Source organism: Ruminococcus sp. 210702-SL.1.03 (genome assembly GCF_020559915.1).
In the GTDB taxonomy this organism is placed as follows: Bacteria; Bacillota; Clostridia; order Oscillospirales; family Ruminococcaceae; genus YE71.
Window position 1 is genome coordinate 1 of sequence record NZ_JAJCLZ010000161.1, and the last position, 270, is coordinate 270.

General features: G+C 51.9%; 1 protein-coding gene. It reads right to left on the reverse strand.

Annotated features, from left to right (window positions below):
* The coding region (locus LI114_RS13935) for a hypothetical protein (RefSeq protein ID WP_227221159.1) at positions 1-270 on the reverse strand (270 nt) is incomplete at both ends.

A 270-nucleotide genomic window follows, 5' to 3' on the forward strand; every position in this document is an offset into this window, starting at 1 on the left:
GATACTTCATGCCGTCCGCAGTCTTAACGCCTACTACAAATGCCGTTTTGCGGTATACGGATTGCATATCCTGCGCGGTATCGCGGTCGGTAATATCGTAGCTGTCGCCTGCTGCGTCGATGATAGATTTGTGCATATCTACCGTGCCGTAGTCAGCGCCGTTGTTGACGAGCTTTATCGTCTGCGTTTTGTTATCGGTGTATGGCGGAATAGAAAAAGTTGCCGAAGCTGTGCCGTAGCCTGCGGCTGAGGATATTTCCTCGAGGGCGT